Genomic DNA, 18,351 nt, shown 5'->3' on the forward strand with positions numbered 1-18,351 from the left:
ATAGTTATCACTGAGGCGGAAAAACTCAGGCGGATTCGGGGTAGGAAACTTCCAGGATCACCAGATCTTCTGTCCCGGCCGGGGTAAGCAGTGTGACCGTATCGCCTTCCCGTGCCTTTGTCAGGGTACGGGCAACGGGTGAAATCCAGCTGATCATTCCCTGCAGGGGATCAATCTCATCCACCCCGACAATTGTCACGGTATTTTCCTCGCCGTTTTCCCGCTCATAGGTAACGGTCGCACCAAAAAAAATCTGGTCATTGCCATAATGGATGCTGGGATCAAATTCCTCTGCCGATTCAATCCGTTTGATCAGGAACCGGATACGGCGGTCAATTTCCCGCAGGCGGCGTTTTCCGTAAATATAATCCCCGTTTTCTGAACGGTCGCCATTGGATGCGGCCCATGAGACCACCTTCACGACTTCAGGACGCTCATCATCAATCAGGAGAAGTAATTCGTCCTTTAATGCTTTCAGGCCTGCAGGCGTAATGTAATTTTTGAAGCCAGCCGGCAACGAAGGAAGCTCTGGCCCTTCATCATCATCCGCATCCGTTTCCCTGACAAAAGCTTTGCTCATCGCCTCATGTTCCCTGCGTCACCATCACTTTCTAAAAAGAAAGCGCCTGGTGGAAGTCATCCAGAATATCCTGCGTGTCTTCTATACCAACCGAGACGCGGACAAGCGAGCTGGCAATGCCCTGCTCCTTTTTCGCCGCATCGCTCATATCATAATAAATCGTATGTGCCACCGGGTTGACCAGTGTCCGGGTATCTCCCAGATTGCTGGCGAAAATTCCGATTTTCAGGCGATTCAGACAGGCAAACAGGTCCACTTTTTCATCAATCTCAAAACTCAGCATGCCGCCAAATCCGCTAAACAGTCTCGAGGCGAGGTCATGCTGGGGATGGGATGACAATCCGGGATAGTAAACCGCTGTCACCGCCTTTTCTGTTTCCAGCATTTTTGCCAGCGCCAGTGCATTGGCACAACTCCGTTCCATGCGCAATGCCAGTGTCTCGGCGCCCACAGCAATATGGTGCGCACTTTCCGGCCCGAGACAGGCACCAAAATCGCGCAACGCTTTGGCGCGAATCTGGGCATTGCCGCGCTGGGAAGCGGGGAGTTTTTTGAAGCCCTCGGCAATATTGGGATAACGAGCCCAGTCAAAAACACCGGTGTCGGTAACACTCCCCCCCATGGCATTGCCGTGTCCCCCGATAAATTTGGTGAGGGAATTGATGGAAAGTGCCGCACCAATGCTTTTGGGCCTGAAAAGCCAGGGCGAAGTCATCGTATTGTCCACTGCCAGAAGAATGCCTTTTTCCTGGCAGAGCCTGCCGATTTTTTCCAGATCGGCAATCTGGGTGCGCGGATTGGCAATCGTTTCAACAAATACAATGCGGGTAGTGGGACGCAATGCTTTTTCAACCTGGCTGACGTCCGTGGCATCCACAAAATCCACGTCCACGCCCAACCCGGCTATCGTATTCCACTGGTAACGGGTATTCCCGAAAAGGAATACGGAAGAAACCACATGATCACCGGCTTTCAGCAGCGCCTGGAAAAGGGAACCGATAGCTGCCATACCACTGGAAAAGCAGGTGGTTGCCACACCGTCTTCCATCCGGTTGATTTTGTCTTCCAGCGCGCCAACCGTGGGGTTGCCCTGTCTCGCATAACGGTAACCCGGCTGTTTTCCCTGGAAAACAGCGGCAAGCTCTGACGCACTTGCATAGGAAAAGGTGGCCGAGGTGTGTACCGGGCGATGGAGTGAACCGTGTTCAATGGGTTTGCTGCGGTCGCTATGCAGCACGGATGTGGTGAATCCGTATTTTTTTTCAGCAGACATGATAATCTCTATGGGTATTTTTTAATCCGCATGCGCCAGGGAAAGGTGCAACTGGGAGCGGGCAATATCTTCAACTTCCGGTGGACGGCTGCGCTGCTCGCTTTCCAGGCGATCAAGATAAGCCGGCGTCACATCACCGGTGATGTAATTACCATCAAAACAGGAAGCCTCAAAACTCCTGAGCGCCGGATTCACATCCGTAATGGATTGCTTCAGGGCATCGAGATCCTGGTAAACCAGTGCATCCGCAGTCATTTCCATTCGCACTTCCTCGTCTGTCTTGCCATAGGCAACCAATTCGTTGCGGGTCGGCATATCAATGCCATAGACATTCGGGTATTTCACGGGAGGTGCAGCAGAAGCAAAAATCACGCGTGCAGCACCCGCATCGCGTGCCATCTGAACAATCTCATGGCTGGTGGTTCCGCGCACGATGGAGTCGTCCACAAGCAGAATACTCTTGCCCTTGAATTCAGCGCCAATGGCATTCAGTTTCTGGCGGACGGAACGCTGGCGTTTTTCCTGACCAGGCATAATGAAGGTGCGGCCAATATAACGGTTCTTGATGAAACCTTCACGGTATTCCACATCGAGCTTCAGCGCCAACTGGATGGCCGCTGGACGGGAAGAATCCGGAATCGGCATCACCACATCAATCCCGCCGGAAGGAATTTCCCGCTTGATCTTGTCAGCCAGGTGTTCTCCCATCTTGAGGCGCGTGGCATAAACCGAAGCCCCATCAATCAGGGAGTCCGGGCGGGCCAGATAAACATACTCAAAGATACAGGGATTCAGGCTCGCCTCTTCGGCACACTGCTGGTTGTACAGATTGCCGTCATGGTCGATAAACACCGCCTCTCCCGGCAGGACATCCCGCAGGAAACGGAATCCCAATCCTTCCAGGGCAACCGATTCGCTGGCGACCATGTATTCCGTGCCCTTGTCTGTTTCAGAAAATCCGATACAAAGCGGACGGATGCCGTAAGGGTCCCTGAATGCCAGAATACCGGCATCCGTAATATGGGCAACTGCAGCATAAGCGCCCCGCACCCGTTTATGAACGACGGCAACGGCACGGAAAAGCGCGGAAGGGTCCAGTGAGTATCCGGTTGTCGTATCTTCAATTGCATGTGCCAGCACATTGAGCAGCACTTCAGAATCTGAATTGGTATTGATGTGACGGCGGTCATTCTTGAACATCTCGACCTTCAACTGGTCGCAGTTTGTCAGGTTGCCGTTATGGGCAAATGTCATGCCGAAAGGCGCATTCACATAAAAAGGCTGCGCCTCCTCTTCATTGTCAGCCGATCCTGCTGTCGGATAACGCACATGGCCGATACCGGCATTGCCGGGAAGCGAGCGCATGTTCCGGGTGCGAAAGACATCCCGCACAAGGCCATTGGCCTTGTACATGGCAAATTTATTGTTGGCGGAAGTGGCGATACCGGCTGCATCCTGTCCGCGGTGCTGTAACAGCAACAGCGCATCATAAATCAGCTGGTTAACGGGGGTTTGTGAAACGATACCAACGATGCCGCACATCGAAAACTCCTTGCTTGAAATCGACCGGACAGGCCCAAAGCGTTATTGTAATAGTTTTAGTAAAAGTCGTGTTTTTTCAAGGAATCTCTGATTAACGTGTTTTGTGAGATGACGAGCAAGGCGCACGGAGCGCAGCAAGCGCGGCATATCTTACGATAGACAAGCTTGCGAGCAGCGAAGAGCGCAGCAATTCGTTCATAAGGCGCGTTAATCAGAGATTCCTCAATATTTTATATTCTGCGCCATACTCTCCGGCAAAAAAGGCAACACCATCATGGCTGCCTGCTCTGCATAAGGGCTGAACATGGCATTTTGCCAGAAGGGTTGCTGGGGAATGGATGTCATACCGCATAGAAGTACCAGCACCAGGCTCAACAAGGCGCCTCTCGCCAGTCCGAAAAAACCGCCCAGGCTACGGTTCAGCCCGGACAAACCGCCAGCACTCACCAGTGCATCCACCGCCTTCGCAAACAGCATCATCGCTATCCGTGCACCGATGAAAAGCACCACAAAAGAAATAATCAACCGAATTGTCTCACCAGGTAATGCTGCCGGCAGCATGGGTGCGAGGACTTCACCGTACATATTGGCAACAACAAAAGCGACAACCCAACTGACCAGGGAGAGTACTTCCCTGAGAAACCCCCGCATGGTTCCGATAATGACAGAACATCCCAGGAGAAAGAGCAATGCGTAATCAAATGCCGTCAACCCATTCCCAATCGTTTTCAGTTAACCAGCGTACATGGCAGCTTTAACTGGCTCAGTTTGGCACAGGTACTGTTGACTTCCATTCTGGTGGGCAGCGGCCCGATCCGTATCCGGATACGCTCACCGCCATCCTTCAATGCCACCTTCTGTGTGTAAGAGGTAAGCCCGGCTTTCTGAAGCCTGTCCTGCAGTTCTTTGGCCTTGTCCTGCGATGAAACCGCTGCGACCTGGATAACAAATTTCCCCTGCTCATCAGCCTTGGCATCTGCCGCTTTCGCGTCTGTCTGTTGCTGCGCAATCAACTGGCCAATGGGATCATCCGTTTTTTTCGCGGTATCGGTTTTCGTATCAGATTTTGACTCCGGTTTGGCATCCGGCTTTGACTCTGGCTTCACATCCGTTTTTGCTACCGGTTTGGTATCGGTCTTGTCATCAGCAGCCAGCTTGGCCGTTGTGTTTTTTTTATCGGATGCCACTGGCGTTGACGAATCGCCCGCAGGTTTGTCACTGCCTGCAACAACCGCTGGCTTTTCTTCTGCCTTTTTCTTCACCGGTTCCCGGGAAACTGTCTGGGATGGTTTGTCCCGGGAGGGAATATCAATCAGGAGATCCTGCGATACGGTTTGCGGCTCGGAATCGAAGATCATGGGCAGCACGATAATGGCTGCCAGTGTGATGGTAACAGCCCCGACCAGACGCCGTCTTGCCCGTTTTTTCTCAGGGAGGATGGGATCATCGACGTCAGCGGGTTTTCCCGGTTTTTTTCTGCCGGCGTTATCCGGTGTGAAACCGCCACCATCGGTATAAGGTAAATCCTGGTCTGCTGTTTCGGGCTTCTTGCGGCGAAATAAGGGAAACCGGCTCATGTAATCCGTTTATGAGGTTGATGAATCTGAATGCACAGTCCGGGTCACACCTGTCACAATCCAGAATGATCCGAAAGCGATTATTCTATCATTTTTCCGTGCGTTGATCTTCGCAGTATCCAGCGCATCCGCCGCGGTTTCAAAAAGCAGTATCCGGTCCGGCCTGACACCGGCGGCAATCAGCTTTTCCTTCAGCATTTCCGTGGTCGCCGCCCGAGAGAGAGGAAGCCCGGTGAGATACCAAAAATCGACCGCATCCTTCATCGGCGCAATCACTCCCTCGATATCCTTGTCGGACATGGCGCCAAAAACCGCATAAGTCGCATGAAACTCGCCCATGCTGCGAAGATTGTCCGCCAGAACAACTGCTGCATGCGGGTTGTGGGCAGCATCCAGGACAACCAGCGGCTCCTTCTGAAGCACCTGAAAGCGCCCGGGAAGGCAAACCTGTGACAAACCGGCGCGGACAACCTTTTCATCAAATGGCAGGATATCCTGCATGGCCTCAAGGACCATCAACGCATTGGTCGCATTTTTCACCTGGTTTTTGCCATGCAGCTTGGGCGGATCCAGGTTGTCAAACTGCAAGGCCTCACCGATATAGCTCCAGTGATCTCCCTGGCAAATCGAATGGTAATCCCGTCCAAGCACCCGAAGATCGGCACCAATCTCATCGGCATACGCCACCAGTGAGTGCGGCGGATCATAATCCCCGTAAACGGCCATTTTTCCCTGGCGGAAGATACCGGCTTTTTCATAGCCGATCAGTTCCCGCGTATGGCCCAGAAAATCCACGTGGTCAATATCCACATTCGTGACAACGGCAACCTGTGAATCGATGAGATTGACCGCATCCAGCCGCCCGCCCAGCCCGACTTCCAGAATAACGACATCCAGACTGGCCTCGGCCAGTATCTGCATGATGGTAAGCGTTGTGAATTCAAAAAAGGTCAGTGGAATATCCCCACGGGCGGCTTCGACTTTTTTGAAGGTGTGAACAATCGTTTTTTCAGGAACGGTCTGACCGTCTATCCTCACGCGCTCTTCAAAATCATGAATATGCGGCGAACTGTACAGCCCGACACGGTGGCCGGCTTTCTGCCATATAGCCTGCATCATGGCACAGGTGGAGCCTTTTCCATTGGTTCCGCCAACGGTAATGACGGGACAATCAAAACGGATACCCAGCCGCTCTTTGACCACATGAACACGCTCAAGCCCCATCTCAATGTTTTTGGGATGAAGCTGTTCAATACCTGCCAGCCATTCCGGCAAAGTATCCGCATGGATAGAATTCACCGGCATCCTTTCAGCTGTGTGACAGACATGTCATCTCCACCACAGGCAACACCATTTCGCCTGGAAAGAACAGGCCGGGTAAAACAGTTGAAAGAAAAAGAAATATCTGCCATGAGCGGATAGGGAAAATGATCAGGATACGGCTTCAGCCGGCTGGTTCTGCAGAATAGCCAGCAGATGGGCCAACTCGTCACGCATCTCGCGCCTGTCAACAATCCGGTCAACCGCCCCTTTCTGCATCAGGAATTCGGCACGCTGGAAACCTTCCGGCAGCTTTTCGCGAACCGTATTTTCAATGACGCGTGGACCGGCAAAACCGATAAGCGCTTTCGGCTCGGCCATAACGATATCTCCGATAAAGGCAAAAGATGCCGATACCCCACCCATGGTCGGGTCTGTGAGAATAGAGATGTACGGCAGGCTTTTTTCCGCCAGCTTCGTTAAAATCGCATTGGTCTTGGCCATCTGCATCAGGGAAAGCAATCCCTCCTGCATCCGTGCACCGCCACTGGCGGTAATGCAGATAAAGGGCACCCGCTGCTCAATCGCAGCCTGTACGCCCCTGACAAAGCGTTCACCCACGACTGATCCCATCGAGCCGCCCATGAATTCAAACTCGAAACAGGCAACGACCAGCGGCATGGTCTTGATGGCACCGCCCATGACAATCAGCGCATCAGTTTCACCTGTTGCCTCAAGCGCCGATTTCAGGCGTTCCGGATATTTTTTGCTGTCCTTGAATTTGAGGGCATCAAGCGGCAGGGTATTCTGCCCGATCTCGTACCGCCCTTCCGCATCCAGCAGGACATCCAGCCTGTCGCGTGCACGAATCCGCATATGATGGCTGCATTTCGGGCAAACATGGGTATTCGTTTCCAGATCTGTGCGATATAAAACGATTTCACATGATGGACATTTGACCCACAAGCCCTCCGGTACCGTCTTTCGACCACTTGTTGCATGCGGCTGAATCCGCGGAGGAAGCAGTTTGTCTAACCAACTCATAAAAACTCCTGGTAAACCTGCTGTTTCAGGTAACAATAAAAACAGCAGGTTTGCATATCAATGATTTCTGCCCGGCTAACCTGTCAGGTCAACCGGGACATTTAGTCCCTGGGCAGAATCATACTGTTTTGGCGCCATTTCGCCAACTGGCATTTTATCCATCCAGGGCTTTTCTGATACCTGACATAAAGTTTTCCAGATCAGCCTCTCTCCGACTTTTCTCTGAATTTTCAAGCACTTGTATCAATCGGCTGCCGATAACAACACCATCTGACAGAGAACCAATTGCCTTTGCCGTTTCCCCATCGCGAATGCCGAATCCCACGCAAACCGGGATGGGCACATGCTTTCTGATTGAGGGGATGACGGACTTCACCTCATCCAGATTGAGGGTAGCGGCACCGGTTACGCCTCTTAATGAAACATAATAGACATAACCGGTGGCAATTTTTCCGATTTTTTCCATACGGGCCTCGGTTGAGGTCGGGGCAAGCAGGAAAATCGTGTCCATTTCATTCGCCTTCATCAGCGCGGAAAAGCTTTCACTTTCCTCTGGCGGATAATCCACAACCAGGACACCATCCACGCCTGCTTCTCGGGCATTTTTGACAAAGGACTCCAGTCCCATCCGTTCAATCAGGTTGGCGTACCCCATGAACACCACCGGTGTATCGGGATCATCCTGTCGAAATTCCCGGACAAAACGGAAAATATCATGCAGGCTGATACCATTTTTCAATGCGCCCTCAGAGGCGCGCTGGACCACCGGGCCATCCGCCATTGGATCGGAGAACGGCACCCCGAGTTCAATAACATCTGCACCGCCCCTGACAAGGGCATGCATGAGCGAAACGGTTGTATCCGGATCAGGATAGCCGGCGGTAATATAGGGAATAAGGGCTTTTCTGTTTTTGCTTTTCAGGGCGGTAAATGTATTTTGTATGCGTGACATAATGAATCCTTTCTGATGATTTCAAGCGTTGATGATTTTCATGACGTGAAATCACCACTGGATTCCTGCCCGCTGGGCAACCGTATGCATATCCTTGTCCCCTCTGCCTGACAGATTGACCAGGATCGTCTTGTCCCGCCCCAAAGCCGGGGCCATCCTGACAGCATGGGCCAGGGCATGGCTGGATTCAAGCGCAGGGATAATGCCCTCAATCCGGCAGCAGTCATGAAACGCCTTTACCGCTTCCTCGTCAGTTACTGAAACATATTGCGCCTGCCCGCTGTCTTTCAGCCAGGCATGTTCCGGTCCGATGCCGGGATAATCCAGACCGGCCGATACAGAGTGCGCCTCGATAATCTGCCCGTCATCGTCCTGCAGCAGGTAGGTCCGGTTGCCATGCAGCACACCGGGCCTGCCAACGGCCAGTGGGGCGGCATGCCTGCCGGTTTCAATTCCCTCACCGGCCGCCTCCACACCAATCAGGGTGACATCAGGATGCCCGATATAAGGATAGAAAATGCCCATGGCATTGGAACCGCCACCCACACAGGCAACAATATGATCCGGCTGTCTTCCCGTCATTTCCGGCATCTGGATGAGGCATTCCTCTCCGATCACTGTCTGAAAATCCCTGACCAGCATGGGATAGGGATGCGGCCCGGCAACCGTACCGATAATATAAAAAGTCGTCTCCACGTTGGTGACCCAGTCACGCATGGCTTCATTCAAGGCATCTTTCAGTGTTTTTGAGCCGGACTCGACCGGTACCACAGTTGCCCCGAGCAGCTTCATCCGGTATACGTTCTGCGCCTGCCGTTTGACATCTTCACTGCCCATGTAAACTATGCATTCCATACCAAAACGGGCACAGATAGTGGCAGTAGCCACGCCATGCTGCCCGGCGCCCGTTTCGGCAATGATGCGCTTTTTGCCCATGTGCTTTGCCATCAGCGCCTGTCCGATGACATTGTTGATCTTGTGTGCCCCGGTATGGTTCAGGTCTTCGCGCTTCAAATAAACCTGGGCGCCTCCCAGCATGTCAGACCAGCGTTCGGCATGGTAAATCGGGGAAGGACGTCCGACATAATGCTTCAATTCGTGCCGGAATTCGGCCATGAAGGCCGGATCATTTCTGAAACGCTCATATGCGCTGGCAAGCTCATCCAGTGCATAAATCAGGGTTTCGGATACAAAAATACCGCCATAGATGCCAAAGTGACCGCAGGCATCCGGCAGGGAATAGCCGTCATTCCTGTGCAGCGGACGGCTGTCAGGTTTACTCAAACTGTTTTTCATGATTTTCTCTCATTGTCTGGCTTTGGTTTTCCTGTCAGAGGAAAACAGCTGTGACCGGATTGTGCGGATAACTCAGGAAATCTGGTCTGCCGCACGGACCGCGTCGATAAAAGCGCGGATTTTTCCGGCATCCTTGATGCCCCGGCTGCTTTCAACGCCACTGCTGACGTCGACAGCATAGGGCCGTACGCGTTTAACAGCGCCAGCTACATTTTGTGCGCTCAAGCCACCACTCAAAACGACCCGATGCGCGATTTCTTTTGATATGAGAGACCAATTGAATGCCTTTCCTGTACCGCCGTAAGCTTCCGAATAGGAATCCAGCAACAAACCGGAAAAACGGGAACCGGCAGCACGATACTTCTGTTCGTATTGTATCAAATCCTGTGGGTTTGTCTCCGGTTTGACACGAAAAGCACGGACAAATGGCAGATTGGCCGCTGCAGCGACATCCGCACAGAATTCTGCTGTCTCATCTCCGTGAAACTGTAGAAGGGAAATCCCCGCCTGTTGTGCTGTTGTTATCACATCATCCTTTGATGCATTCACAAAAAGCCCCACCGCGGTAATAAAGGGAGGAAGAACGGCAATGAGTTCCCTTGCCGCATCAGCCGTCACATATCGCAGACTCTCCGGGTAAAAGACAAAGCCCAGCGCATCGGCACCGGCATCGACAGCAGCCATCACATCGGCGTTTCGGGTAAGTCCACAGATCTTGATTCGGGTTCGCTGTCTCATTTTTTGAAAAAGTATCCGTTCTTTTTACACAATCGGAATAAACGCATCGGCTGCCTGAGGCAGGTTCCATTGCTTATCGTATATCACTTTGGCCAGATACAGGCCATCGGGCATAAAGGTCGGCGCGGCTTTTTTGCGCTCGCGGCCTAGCAACAGCACATTGAGCCAATCCGGATCGTAATCGCCCTTGCCCACATACACAAGCGAGCCGACAATATTACGCACCATATGGTGCAGAAAAGCACTGGCCTCGAAGGTAAATACAAACAGATCGCCCTGCTGCTCAATGCCGATGTGATTCATGGTCTTGACCGGTGAGGGAGCCTGGCATTCCGCTGCCCTGAAAGCGGAGAAATCATGCTCTCCGAGAAGATAGCTGGCAGCTTCTTGCATGGGCGCCAGCGACAGGGGACGAAATATCCATCCTGCCCGTTTTCTCAATAAAGGGGAACGGATCGGATTGTTATACAGCACATAACGATACCTGCGGGCAATCGCACTGGCACGTGCATGAAAACCATCAGCCCCATAAGGCACTTCGCAGGCCCATCGTACTGCAATGGAATCATCCAGAAAGGAATTGACGCCCCTTACCCAGGAAAAGGTGTCACGATCGATTTCGGTATCGAGATGGACAACCTGTTCAAGCGCATGCACTCCCGCATCTGTCCGGCCTGCGCAGGCAGTGGAAATACGCGTACGCGTAAACCGGTAAAGGGCATCTTCCAGCTGGTTCTGGACGGTGTGTCCATCAGGCTGTTTCTGCCAGCCACGCCACCTGCTGCCATCATATTCAATACCCAGCGCGATTCGCTTCATGCTTTTTCAGTTCAGAAATAAAAAACGGGCATGGCAGCACCTTACCATACCCGATCCGGCATCAGAAAATATCAGAGGTACTGCATCAACTGCTGCGCCTCACCGATCTGTCTGGGTGTCCCCCGCTCGACAACTTCCTCGAGGAGCTCCCGCGCACCATCCTTGTCTTTCATATCCAGATAGGCCTGTGCCAGTTCCAGCTTGGCAGCCATCTCGGCGTTGTAGGGTTCGGGTTTTTCCTCTTCAGTCGGTGGCGCCATATCAGGCAGATCCTCTTCGGCTTCTGCCGTATCCGGCTCCAGATTGATATCCGAGAGATCAAGCTCAAGTGGTGTCGGCCCGTCTTCTTCCTCTTCTTCCGGTTCAACGACTTCTTCCACCGGCTCATCACTGTCATCCAGTTCCAGGGCCACATCGTCCTCATCCGCTGTTTCATCGGGCTCAGAAGCCACCTCTTCCTTCTCCTCTTCAGGCTCAGGGGCAACTTCTTCCTCGACGTCCTCCTCATCCTCTTCTTCAGGTTCAGAGGCTATTTCCTCGGGTGCTGCCTCGTCAGGATCAGGAATTACTTCTTCCGGTATTTCCGCTTCTTCTTCGTCCTCTTCTTCCTCTGGCTCAGGGATGACTTCTTCCGGCTCTGCGACTATTTCCTCCAGCCCGTCTTCTTCCTCGGGCGTGTTGGCAATTTCCTCAAGCACTTCTTCATCTTCATACCGGGCACGGGGATCATCGTCTTCGTCTTCGTCGTCGTCATCCATCATGGGACGATACGACTCCTCATCTTCATCTTCCTCTTCATCAACAACTTCACGGCCTGTGATGCTCTCCAGGAAATCACGACCTGAAATAATGTTCGGATTGGCGGCATCTTCCGCTTTTTCTTCCTGCGGCTTCGCAACAGGCGTTGGCGCAGGTGCCGGTGGCGCAGGTTTTTTGCGGCGCATCCGCAGCATCAGAATAATGAGAACAAGCAGCGCCAGCGTGACGCCAGCGGCAACGTACCAGACAGCACCACTCAAAAAGCCGGGCTTTTTCTTTGCATCCTGATCATCTTCGTCTTCATTGTCATCGTCTTTATCGGACTTTTTGGATACCTGCGCTTTTTTTCCTGCCAGGGTCTGGTCTGGATCGATGGCTGCTTTTTTCTCTTCTGAGGAGGCATCGGTATCAGATGCGGGTGTCTTTTCAATGGTTCCGGTCGCTGTCTGCGGAGAGTCGGCGTCTGTCTTGGCGGGTTCTTCGGCTTTTGGCTGGGCATCTTCCGGTTTTACCGCTTCCGGCTGGGTTTCAGGTATCTGCGCTTCCTGCCCGGAAACCGCCTCTGCCGGCTTGGTCAGTGCAGTGCCATTCTTGCTGACGATCTCAAGCAGGTTTCTCAGTTCGCTGACATTTTTTTCGAGTTCCGTGATCCGGCGATTGGCATCTTCAATCGCGCGGTTCATTGCGTTTTTCTCTTCTACCGTCATACCTGCCGATACGGCATCCTGCCGGGCTTTGGAAAGTTCCAGGCGATCCGGCATTTTGCTGACAGGTGACGCCTGCTCCCTGACGCTGGCAGATACCTTGCCTTCAGCCACCGGACCGGTTTTTGCTGTGGTGCGTGGCGCTGATTTCTGTACCATCCCGGCGAGGCGATGGCTGTATCCACGGAAATTGGATGCATGCAGCCTGACAATCCGGCGGGCATCGGAGCGGGATACATCCCCTGCATCAGCAGCCTGCGGAATGGAAAGGACAGCCCCTTCCTTGAGCAGATTCATGTTGTTGTCCAGGAAGGCATCCGGATTATTCCGGTAAAGCGCTACCAGCATCTGCTCCAATGAAATATTTCGTTCACCGAGACGCCCGGCTATTTTGGAAAGCGAATCTCCGCGTGATACCACGTAGTCAGTTGATTCGCGGTTTTTCTTTTCCGGGATGACGGATGCCGGCCTGACAGCAGTGGCCGGAAATGCCTGAGATGAGAGTCTCCCGGCACGCTGCTGTCGCGAAAGCCTTTGCATGGAAGCCGCAGAAGAAAGCGGCGCCGAACGCAGGTTGGTCCACTCTGCCGGGTCCAGCATGATCACATACTCGCGTCCTTTTCGTTCGCTGTCTGTCGAAAGTTCCAGCAGGATGCCAATATAGGGCTCATTGACGGGTTGTGTACTGCGAATGCTGACAAAATAGCGGTCCCCGTCTTTTTCGACAGAGATGTTCAGTGTCTGCAAAAGCGAGGTGTAGTCAATGCCGGATCGTTTGTATGCTTCGCCAGGCGCAAGGCTGGCAGCCAGTGAAGATGCCTCTTCAGGCGTAATTGAAGTGAGTTCGACTTCAGCGCGTAATGGCTGGCCAAGTGAGGAGAGAACAGTCAGTCGGCCCAGGTTGGCAGCGTGGGCAAAGGAGAGCGTGACGGAAAAAAAGAGGAAAAAAAGTACCTTGAGAGCAGAAGTCACAAATCTGTAGCGCTGTTCTGTAGGCATTTGCTGGTAAGTTACTTGCTGTATTGATCCGGTTTTTCGCGAAAATTATCTTGTGCTGACAGTAAGCAATTGACCTGACGATATCATCATGGTGCAGGCTGCGCAAGCGCACTGTCTCCAATGAACAACATGGGAAGCCATTTTCTGTTTTTCAGGATTTTTGCTGGACGTATTTTACCATTCAGTGGCAGAGTTACAACAATTTATTGCTTTTCTCCAACAAGGGACAACCCCCATTCATTTGCCGTTCACTTTCCAGCAGGCAAGTTAAAAAGAGAGGCTCCTAGGCCATAATCATGCACAGCATGCGCCGCAGGGGTTCGGCTGCACCCCACAAAAGCTGGTCACCCACGGTAAAGGCGGAAAGATAGGACTCGCCCATCTCCATTTTGCGCAGCCTGCCCACAGGAATGTCGAGCCTGCCGGTCACTGCCGCAGGCGTGAGCTCACGCATGGAAGCTTCGCGGTTGTTGGGAATCACCTTCACCCACTCGTTGTAACCGGCAATGATGTCATTGACCTCATCCATCGGCACCGCTTTTTTGAGTTTGATAGTCAATGCCTGTGAATGGCAGCGCATGGCGCCAATCCGGATACAAAGCCCGTCCACCGGGATAATGTCCGCAGCACTGGAGCGTCCAAGGATTTTGTTTGTCTCGGCTTTCCCCTTCCATTCTTCGCGTGACATGCCGTTGCCCAGGTCGGTATCTATCCAGGGGATCAGGTTGCCTGCCAGGGGTACGCCGCCAAACTGGCGTGTCTCTTCCTCTGTCATGCCCTGTTGTTTTTGCAGTACCAGCCTGTCGATCTCAAGAATGGCAGATGCCGGATCATTGAGATTCGCCGCGACTTCTGCATGAATCAGGCCAAACTGGCCGAGCAGTTCGCGCATATGCTGCGCGCCCCCGCCGGATGCCGCCTGGTAGGTCATGGTCGACATCCATTCCACGAGGTCCTGCTCAAAGAGGCCACCCAGCCCCATCAGCATGCAGGAAACGGTGCAATTGCCGCCGACAAAGTTCCTGATGCCTGCTGTCAACCCATCCTTGATGACATTGGCATTGACCGGATCAAGCACAATGACGGAATCATCATCCATGCGCAACCGTGAAGCCGCATCAATCCAGTAGCCATTCCAGCCTGCCGCACGCAGTTTGGGATAAACCTCACCTGTGTAATCGCCTCCCTGGCACGTGATGATGATTTCGCATTTTTTCAGCTCATCGATATCAAAGGCATCCTTCAACACCGTCTCGTTTTTGGTATAGGCAGGCGCTTTTCCACCGACATTGGATGTGGTGAAAAATACCGGCTCTATATGAGCAAAATCATTTTCTTCCTGCATGCGCTGCATCAGAACCGAACCGACCATTCCGCGCCAGCCAACGAGACCTGTGAGTTTCATATCAACTACCTGATTTAAAAGACAATTTCAGTATATCAGAGTGCCGCGACAACTGCGTCACCCATTTCGCTTGTACTGACCAGCTTCAGACCTGGCTCATGGATGTCCGCGGTTCGGATTCCCTGCTCGAGCACGGATTGCACAGCCGCCTCAACACGGGCAGCCTGTTCAGCCCGGTTCAGCGAATAGCGCAGCATCATCGCGGCTGACAGGATGGTGGCCAGCGGATTGGCGATGCCTTTCCCGGCAATATCCGGCGCCGAGCCATGGGAAGGCTCATACAACCCCTTGTTGTTGGCATCCAGAGATGCTGATGGCAGCATGCCGATCGAGCCGGTCAGCATGGCAGCGGCATCCGACAGGATGTCGCCAAACATATTACCCGTCACGACCACGTCAAATTTCTTGGGCGCACGAACCAGCTGCATGGCCGCATTATCCACATACATATGGTCCAGCGAAACTTCCGGGTACTCCTTGTGTACATCAATGACGATTTCGCGCCAGAACTGGGAGGTTTCCAGGACATTGGCCTTGTCCACACTTGTCAGACATTTTTCACGCTTCATGGCGGTCTGGAAAGCCACATGCGCAATACGCCTGACTTCCGTCTCGGCATACCGCATGGTGTCAAAACCTTCCCGCTCGCCTTTGAATGCGCCGTCCGGTGCTGTGCGGATACCGCGCGGCTGGCCGAAGTAAATATCTCCTGTGAGCTCGCGGACAATCATCAGATTCAGACCGGAGACAATATCGAACTTGAGTGTCGATGCACCGGCCAACTGCGGATACAGGATGGCAGGCCTCAGATTGGCAAACAATCCCAGGTTGCTGCGCAATCCTAAAATTGCCTGTTCCGGGCGCAGATGTCGCTCCAGGTTGTCATACTGGAAGTCACCCACCGCGCCAAACAAAATGGCATCGGCTTCCTTTGCCAGCTTGAGTGTTGCTTCCGGCAGGGGATGACCGTGTGCGGCATAACCGGCGCCACCCACATCCGCACTTTCCATCTCGAATGTCTCGTCCAACGCCTTCAGTACCCGAACCGCCTGTCCGACGATTTCCGGGCCAATGCCGTCACCCGGCAGAATTGCAATTTTCACTTCGTCCTCACTTTTGTTTTTTCAGGCAGTTAAGCCTGCTATTCAGATGGTATTGGCCAGCCAGGGCTGATCCTGTATCCGGCGTTTTTCAAAATCGCGGATCTCATCGGCATGACGCAGGGTCAGGCCGATATCATCCAGGCCGTTCAACAGGCAATACCTCCTGAAGGGATCAACCACGAACGGGTAGCGGATGCTGCCGCTGTCATTTGTCACAACCTGGTTTTCCAGATCCACCGTCAGGCGGTACCCCGGTTCTGCTTCCACTTCCTTGAAGAGCGCGGAGACCTGTTCTTCCGTCAGGATCACCGGCAACAGGCCGTTTTTAAAACTGTTGTTAAAAAAGATATCCGCAAAACTGGGCGCGATGATGGTCCTGAAACCATACTGCTGCAAGGCCCAGGGCGCATGTTCCCTGGAGGAGCCACACCCGAAATTTTCCCGTGCCAGGAGAATGGTACCTCCCTGGTAACGCGGCTGGTTCAGGACAAAATCCGGATTCAAGGGCCGCCTGGAATTATCCATGCCCGGCTCGCCATGATCCAGATATCGCCATTCATCAAACAGGTTGGGTCCGAAACCCGTCCGCTGGATGGATTTCAGGAACTGCTTCGGGATAATGGCATCCGTATCGACATTAACGCGATCAAGCGGAACAACCACTCCCTGATGTGTTGTAAATTTTTCCATGATTCCAGAGTCTTTCTGACTGCTTATTGGGCAATCCTTTATTGCGCGGCTTTTTCAACCGCTTCGCCACCTTTCTGGATATCCTTGCCAACACCCTGCACGGTATTGCAACCAGCCAGAAAAGCGATAACCGCCATCAGCACAAAAAGCTTTTTCATCCTTATTCTCCTTATCAAGACAAATGACGCACATCGACAAAATGACCGGCAATCCCGGCAGCTGCCGCCATGGCAGGAGATACCAGGTGTGTCCTGCCTCCCGGCCCCTGCCGGCCTTCAAAATTACGGTTTGAGGTTGAGGCGCAACGCTCTCCCGGTGACAGCCTGTCATCGTTCATGGCAAGGCACATCGAGCAGCCAGGCTCGCGCCATTCAAAGCCCGCCTCAATAAAAATCCTGTCCAGTCCTTCTGCTTCTGCCTGTTTTTTCACCAGCCCCGATCCCGGAACGACCAGTGCCTGCCTGACATTGGCTGCACGTTTTTTACCACGCACCACTTCGGCTGCCTCCCGCAGGTCTTCAATGCGGGAATTGGTACAGGACCCGATAAACACCTTGTCAATCGTGATGTCAGAGATAGGCTGGTTGGGTTCAAGTCCCATGTATTTCAGTGCCTTTTCCATGGCATCGCGCTTGACGGCATCAGACTCTTTTGCCGGATCAGGCACACGATCCACGACGGATGTCACCATCTCGGGAGAGGTGCCCCAGGTTACCTGGGGCTGTATCTGTGTTGCATCGATTTTCACGACCGTATCAAACGTCGCGCCCGGATCCGTATGCAATTCACGCCACCTGGCAACAGCCCGTTCCCAATCCCCACCTTTTGGCGAGTAAGGGCGATCCTTGACATAATCGATGGTCGTGTCATCCACCGCCACCATGCCAACGCGTGCGCCTGCCTCGATGGCCATATTGCAGATAGTCATGCGGCCTTCCATGGAAAGCGAGCGAATGGTTGAGCCGGCAAATTCAATAGCGTATCCCGTACCGCCCGCCGTACCGATCTTTCCAATGATGGCAAGCACGATATCCTTGGCCGTGACACCAGGCTGCAACTCGCCTTCCACTTCAACCAGCATGGCCCGTGACTTTTTCTGAAGCAGGGTCTGGGTCGCCAGCACATGCTCCACCTCGGAAGTGCCGATACCCATGGCCAGGCAAGCAAACGCGCCGTGGGTAGCCGTATGGGAGTCACCGCAGACCACCGTCATGCCGGGCAGTATCGCTCCCTGCTCGGGTCCAATGACGTGCACAATCCCCTGACGCATATCCTGCATATTGAAATAGGTCAGCCCGTATGCCTTTGCATTGGCATCCAGCGTTTCAATCTGGAGCCGGGATGTCGGGTCCTTGATCGGTCCGGCACGGTCAGCTGTGGACACATTGTGATCCGCCACCAGCAGATTGGCGGAATTACGCCAGGGGTTGCGGTGTGCCATCCGGAGGCCTTCAAAAGCCTGGGGGCTGGTCACCTCATGCAAAAGATGGCGATCGATATAGAGAACCACCGTACCGTCTTCTTCGGTACGGACAACATGGGATTCCCAGAGTTTGTCGTAAAGTGTTTTTGGCATGGCGAGAACGGCAGGTAGCTTTGACAAGGAAAAT

At 53.2% G+C, this 18,351-nt stretch carries 17 protein-coding genes; all 17 read right to left on the reverse strand.

The window, feature by feature from the left end:
- Positions 1–25: 25 nt before the first annotated feature.
- The 17 genes from greB to leuC all read right to left on the reverse strand — a co-directional run bounded on the left by greB (position 26) and on the right by leuC (position 18,317).
- Complete coding sequence (greB, locus tag NB640_RS03860) at positions 26–580, reverse strand: transcription elongation factor GreB (protein ID WP_269309848.1); 555 nt, start codon at positions 578–580, stop codon at positions 26–28.
- Between the two features lie 31 nt (positions 581–611).
- Positions 612–1,853 carry a cystathionine gamma-synthase family protein gene (locus tag NB640_RS03865; RefSeq protein ID WP_269309849.1) on the reverse strand — a complete coding sequence of 414 codons (1,242 nt, stop codon included), beginning with the start codon at positions 1,851–1,853 and terminating at the stop codon, positions 612–614.
- A 21-nt stretch (positions 1,854–1,874) separates the two neighbouring features.
- Positions 1,875–3,395 (reverse strand): amidophosphoribosyltransferase, encoded by a 1,521-nt coding sequence (gene purF, locus NB640_RS03870; RefSeq protein WP_269309850.1) that lies wholly within the window; start codon positions 3,393–3,395, stop codon positions 1,875–1,877.
- A gap of 222 nt (positions 3,396–3,617) precedes the next feature.
- Complete coding sequence (locus NB640_RS03875; protein WP_269309852.1) at positions 3,618–4,106, reverse strand: CvpA family protein; 489 nt, start codon at positions 4,104–4,106, stop codon at positions 3,618–3,620.
- A gap of 17 nt (positions 4,107–4,123) precedes the next feature.
- A complete protein-coding gene (locus NB640_RS03880) occupies positions 4,124–4,972 on the reverse strand; it encodes an SPOR domain-containing protein (protein ID WP_269309854.1) in 849 nt (282 codons plus the stop codon).
- Positions 4,973–4,981: 9 nt separating this feature from the next.
- A complete protein-coding gene (folC, locus tag NB640_RS03885) occupies positions 4,982–6,271 on the reverse strand; it encodes a bifunctional tetrahydrofolate synthase/dihydrofolate synthase (RefSeq protein WP_408637940.1) in 1,290 nt (429 codons plus the stop codon).
- A gap of 132 nt (positions 6,272–6,403) precedes the next feature.
- Positions 6,404–7,276: an acetyl-CoA carboxylase, carboxyltransferase subunit beta gene (gene accD, locus NB640_RS03890; protein ID WP_269309857.1), complete on the reverse strand. Its 873-nt coding sequence runs from the start codon at positions 7,274–7,276 to the stop codon at positions 6,404–6,406.
- 154 nt (positions 7,277–7,430) lie between these two features.
- Positions 7,431–8,228 carry a tryptophan synthase subunit alpha gene (trpA, locus tag NB640_RS03895; protein ID WP_269309858.1) on the reverse strand — a complete coding sequence of 266 codons (798 nt, stop codon included), beginning with the start codon at positions 8,226–8,228 and terminating at the stop codon, positions 7,431–7,433.
- 51 nt (positions 8,229–8,279) lie between these two features.
- Complete coding sequence (gene trpB / locus NB640_RS03900) at positions 8,280–9,524, reverse strand: tryptophan synthase subunit beta (RefSeq protein ID WP_269309859.1); 1,245 nt, start codon at positions 9,522–9,524, stop codon at positions 8,280–8,282.
- 72 nt (positions 9,525–9,596) lie between these two features.
- Positions 9,597–10,262, reverse strand: coding sequence for a phosphoribosylanthranilate isomerase (locus NB640_RS03905; RefSeq protein ID WP_269309861.1), 666 nt, complete (start codon positions 10,260–10,262; stop codon positions 9,597–9,599).
- Between the two features lie 24 nt (positions 10,263–10,286).
- On the reverse strand, positions 10,287–11,081 hold the full coding sequence (gene truA / locus NB640_RS03910; RefSeq protein WP_269309862.1) for a tRNA pseudouridine(38-40) synthase TruA: 795 nt from the start codon (positions 11,079–11,081) through the stop codon (positions 10,287–10,289).
- A 71-nt stretch (positions 11,082–11,152) separates the two neighbouring features.
- Positions 11,153–13,543: a FimV/HubP family polar landmark protein gene (locus tag NB640_RS03915; protein ID WP_269309864.1), complete on the reverse strand. Its 2,391-nt coding sequence runs from the start codon at positions 13,541–13,543 to the stop codon at positions 11,153–11,155.
- 283 nt (positions 13,544–13,826) lie between these two features.
- Positions 13,827–14,948, reverse strand: coding sequence for an aspartate-semialdehyde dehydrogenase (gene asd, locus NB640_RS03920; protein WP_269309866.1), 1,122 nt, complete (start codon positions 14,946–14,948; stop codon positions 13,827–13,829).
- 35 nt (positions 14,949–14,983) lie between these two features.
- A complete protein-coding gene (leuB, locus tag NB640_RS03925) occupies positions 14,984–16,051 on the reverse strand; it encodes a 3-isopropylmalate dehydrogenase (protein WP_269309867.1) in 1,068 nt (355 codons plus the stop codon).
- A gap of 42 nt (positions 16,052–16,093) precedes the next feature.
- Entirely contained in the window at positions 16,094–16,741 is a 648-nt protein-coding gene (leuD, locus tag NB640_RS03930; RefSeq protein ID WP_269309869.1) for a 3-isopropylmalate dehydratase small subunit, read from the reverse strand.
- Between the two features lie 38 nt (positions 16,742–16,779).
- Positions 16,780–16,899 (reverse strand): entericidin A/B family lipoprotein, encoded by a 120-nt coding sequence (locus tag NB640_RS03935; protein ID WP_269309870.1) that lies wholly within the window; start codon positions 16,897–16,899, stop codon positions 16,780–16,782.
- A 14-nt stretch (positions 16,900–16,913) separates the two neighbouring features.
- The gene (leuC, locus tag NB640_RS03940) at positions 16,914–18,317 is read right to left on the reverse strand and encodes a 3-isopropylmalate dehydratase large subunit (RefSeq protein ID WP_269309871.1); all 1,404 of its coding nucleotides are present in this window, start codon (positions 18,315–18,317) and stop codon (positions 16,914–16,916) included.
- Between the last annotated feature and the right edge of the window lie 34 nt (positions 18,318–18,351).

The sequence above is a fragment of the Oxalobacter vibrioformis genome, assembly GCF_027118995.1.
In the GTDB taxonomy this organism is placed as follows: Bacteria; Pseudomonadota; Gammaproteobacteria; order Burkholderiales; family Burkholderiaceae_D; genus Oxalobacter; species Oxalobacter vibrioformis.

Excerpts from the sequence above, each read along its gene's own strand:
- greB (WP_269309848.1), bottom strand. The coding sequence starts at position 580 with ATGAGCAAAGCTTTTGTCAGGGAAACGGATGCGGATGATGATGAAGGG.
- NB640_RS03865 (WP_269309849.1), bottom strand. The coding sequence starts at position 1,853 with ATGTCTGCTGAAAAAAAATACGGATTCACCACATCCGTGCTGCATAGC.
- purF (WP_269309850.1), bottom strand. The coding sequence starts at position 3,395 with ATGTGCGGCATCGTTGGTATCGTTTCACAAACCCCCGTTAACCAGCTG.
- NB640_RS03880 (WP_269309854.1), bottom strand. The coding sequence starts at position 4,972 with ATGAGCCGGTTTCCCTTATTTCGCCGCAAGAAGCCCGAAACAGCAGAC.
- accD (WP_269309857.1), bottom strand. The coding sequence starts at position 7,276 with ATGAGTTGGTTAGACAAACTGCTTCCTCCGCGGATTCAGCCGCATGCA.
- trpA (WP_269309858.1), bottom strand. The coding sequence starts at position 8,228 with ATGTCACGCATACAAAATACATTTACCGCCCTGAAAAGCAAAAACAGA.
- trpB (WP_269309859.1), bottom strand. The coding sequence starts at position 9,524 with ATGAAAAACAGTTTGAGTAAACCTGACAGCCGTCCGCTGCACAGGAAT.
- NB640_RS03905 (WP_269309861.1), bottom strand. The coding sequence starts at position 10,262 with ATGAGACAGCGAACCCGAATCAAGATCTGTGGACTTACCCGAAACGCC.
- truA (WP_269309862.1), bottom strand. The coding sequence starts at position 11,081 with ATGAAGCGAATCGCGCTGGGTATTGAATATGATGGCAGCAGGTGGCGT.
- NB640_RS03915 (WP_269309864.1), bottom strand. The coding sequence starts at position 13,543 with ATGCCTACAGAACAGCGCTACAGATTTGTGACTTCTGCTCTCAAGGTA.
- asd (WP_269309866.1), bottom strand. The coding sequence starts at position 14,948 with ATGAAACTCACAGGTCTCGTTGGCTGGCGCGGAATGGTCGGTTCGGTT.
- leuD (WP_269309869.1), bottom strand. The coding sequence starts at position 16,741 with ATGGAAAAATTTACAACACATCAGGGAGTGGTTGTTCCGCTTGATCGC.
- NB640_RS03935 (WP_269309870.1), bottom strand. The coding sequence starts at position 16,899 with ATGAAAAAGCTTTTTGTGCTGATGGCGGTTATCGCTTTTCTGGCTGGT.
- leuC (WP_269309871.1), bottom strand. The coding sequence starts at position 18,317 with ATGCCAAAAACACTTTACGACAAACTCTGGGAATCCCATGTTGTCCGT.